This is a genomic window from Rhizobacter sp. (assembly GCF_035702065.1).
Lineage (GTDB): Bacteria > Pseudomonadota > Gammaproteobacteria > Burkholderiales > Burkholderiaceae_C > Rhizobacter.
In genome coordinates, this window is the sequence record NZ_DASSRA010000434.1 from 1 (window position 1) to 2,631 (window position 2,631).

Annotated in this window: 2 protein-coding genes and 1 pseudogene; 1 reads left to right on the plus strand and 2 read right to left on the minus strand. The window is 67.7% G+C overall.

Annotated features, from left to right (window positions below; genetic code table 11):
* Positions 1 to 1,214, plus strand: a 1,214-nt coding sequence (glnS, locus tag VFL64_RS19125) for a glutamine--tRNA ligase (protein WP_489541974.1), incomplete at its 5' end; no start/stop codon positions are given.
* A 33-nt stretch (positions 1,215 to 1,247) separates the two neighbouring features.
* On the opposite strand, the gene VFL64_RS19130 is transcribed toward glnS, so the two are convergent.
* Both VFL64_RS19130 and VFL64_RS19135 read right to left on the minus strand, forming a co-directional pair.
* Positions 1,248 to 2,234, minus strand: a complete 987-nt coding sequence (locus VFL64_RS19130) for a VOC family protein (RefSeq protein WP_489541975.1) — start codon at positions 2,232 to 2,234, stop codon at positions 1,248 to 1,250.
* Positions 2,235 to 2,403: 169 nt separating this feature from the next.
* A pseudogene (locus tag VFL64_RS19135) lies at positions 2,404 to 2,631 on the minus strand (ribosome biogenesis GTPase YlqF); the annotation flags it as partial.

Below are 2,631 nucleotides of genomic sequence, written 5' to 3' on the forward strand. Positions count from 1 at the left end.
TGCGCGACGGCAAGCTGGCCGATGGCGCCGCCGTGCTGCGCGCCAAGATCGACATGGCCTCGCCCAACATCAACCTGCGCGACCCGGCCCTCTATCGCATCAAGCGCGCCACGCACCACAACACCGGTGACACCTGGTGCATCTACCCGATGTACACCTTCGCGCACCCGATCGAAGACGCGCTGGAGAACATCACCCACAGCATCTGCACGCTCGAGTTCGAAGACCAGCGCCCCTTCTACGACTGGCTGCTCGACCAGCTGTGCACGCTCGGCCTGCTGGCGCAGCCGCGGCCGCACCAGTACGAGTTCGCGCGACTCAACATCACCTACATCGTCACCAGCAAGCGCAAGCTCAAGCAGCTGGTTGACGAGGGTCACGTGAGCGGCTGGGACGACCCGCGCATGCCCACCATCGTCGGCCTGCGCCGCCGCGGCTACACGCCCGAGAGCCTGCAGCTGCTGGCCGAGCGCAGCGGCGTGAGCAAGGCCGGTGGCTGGATCGACTACAGCTCGCTCGAGATCGCCCTGCGCGACGACCTCGACCCCAAGGCCGCACGCGCCTGCGTGGTGCTGGACCCGCTCAAGCTCAAGCTCGTCAACTTTGCCGAGATCTTCGGCAGCGAGACGCACCGCGAGCCCTGCCACGCGCCCGTGCACCCCGGCCACCCCGAGCGCGGCCAGCGCGACTTCGTGCTGACCAACGAGCTGTGGATCGAGCGAGAAGACTTCGCCGAGGTGCCGCCCAAGGGCTACCAGCGCCTCTTCCCCGGCAACAAGACGCGGCTCAAGTACGGCTACGTGATCGAGTGCATCGGGGCCGAGAAGGACGCCGGCGGCAACGTCACCGCCGTGCTCGCGAAGCTCGTCCCAGACACCAAGAGCGGCACGCCTGGCGCGGATGCGATCAAGGTCAAGGGCGTGGTCACCTGGGTCAGCGTGGCCACCGGCGTGCCGGCCGAGGTACGCCTGTACGACCGCCTGTTCACTGCGGCCCAGCCCGATGCAGGCGGTGCCGATTTCCTGAGCGTGCTCAACCCGAACAGCAAGAAGGTCGTCACGGCCTACGTCGAAAGCGGCCTGGCGTCCGCCAAGGCCGACGACAAGTTCCAGTTCGAGCGGCACGGCTACTTCGTCGCCGACCGGGTGGACCACGCACCCGGCAAGCTGGTGTTCAACCGCACCACCACGCTGAAGGACACCTGGGCCAAGTGAGGCTCAGATGTGTGCCGGGCTGAACCTCCAGGCTCAGTTCGGCAGGATCTCCAGCTGCGTACCGTTGGCGTCGGTCGCCTGGCCCGTCACGGCGCCACCCAGCTCGGCCACCGGCCCCGGGGCACGCACCACCGTGGCACCCGCCACGTTCGCAGCCGTGATGCGCTGCGCGTAGGCCGCCGGGTCGTTGGTGCGCAACGTCAACCGCACCGGGTTGTTGTTGTAGTTCTTCGGGATGCCATCGGTGTAGGTCATGAGCACGATGGCCGAGCCGCGGCCGGCGTTCGACGCCAGGATGTACTCGTCGTACCAGGGCGTCGAGGGCGCCTTGTTGACCGACAGGAACTGCGACACCCGCATGTCCAGCGTGTTGACGTAGAAGTCGCGCGCGGCCGTGAGGTTGGACACGCCGATGCCGAAGGCGCTGATGTACGAGTGCGTCTGCGCCGCCGCCGGGTCCGTCGGGGCCAGGCTGGCGATCTCGACCAGGTTGTTGTTCGGGTCGCGACCGAAGCCCACCACCGTGGTCGAGCCTGGGGCGATGGGCGTCGGCGTGGCCGTGATGCCGCCACTGCCGGCCGCCGATGCCGCGGCGTGGAAGGCGGCCGCGAAGGTCGACGGCGTCTTCACGTAGAAGACGATCTTGCCGGGGTTCTGGCGGTAGTTGCGTGACGAGCCGTCGGTGTAGGTGAACAGCATCAAGCGTGAGCCGCGCTGGTCGGCGGAGTCGAGCACGACCTCCTGGCGGTCGTTGCGCGTGATGCGGGCGCGCTCGGTCATGCCCAGGGCCTTGTAGAAGGTGACCGCCTTCTCCAGGTCGGCCACGCCGACCCCTGCCCCACACAAGTAGGCCCCGGTGGTGGACACAGGCGCCGAGGCGCCGGAGGCGGGCGCCGCCGCCGGCAGGGCGGCACAGGCATCGACGGGGGTGTCGTCGTCACCGCCGCCGCAGGCGGTCATGGTGAGCAGGCACAGCCCGAGCAGGGGGGCCACGGTTTTCCAGAAGCTGACGCGTTTCATTTTTTGGTTCTCCAGTCGCTTGGCGGCCGTTCCGCACAACAGAACTACAGACCCACCAAACAGAGCAAATTGTCAAAAAATTAGCACGGCCAATCACTTCGGGTTTGCCACCGAGTTCTTGAGGGTGGAATGAAATGCCAGCGCCGGCGCGCTGCGCAGGCGGAGGCGCTCAGTCCTCGGGCTCGCTGCGGTTCTTCTTTTTCTTCTTGAGCTGGCGCTGGGCGTCGGCCAGCTGCCCCGCCGCCAGCCAGGCGGCGTATTCGGCGGGCGTTTCGAGGGTGACGCGCCCCAGGTTGCCGGCGCGGAAGTCGTACACCACGACCTCGGCCGCCTTCTGCAGGTTGATGCGCCCGCCGCTTTGCAGCGCGCCGCGCTTGCGGCCGATCTCGGCCAGCAG

Coding starts and splice junctions, on each gene's coding strand:
- VFL64_RS19130 (WP_489541975.1), bottom strand. CDS start 2,234: ATGAAACGCGTCAGCTTCTGGAAAACCGTGGCCCCCCTGCTCGGGCTG.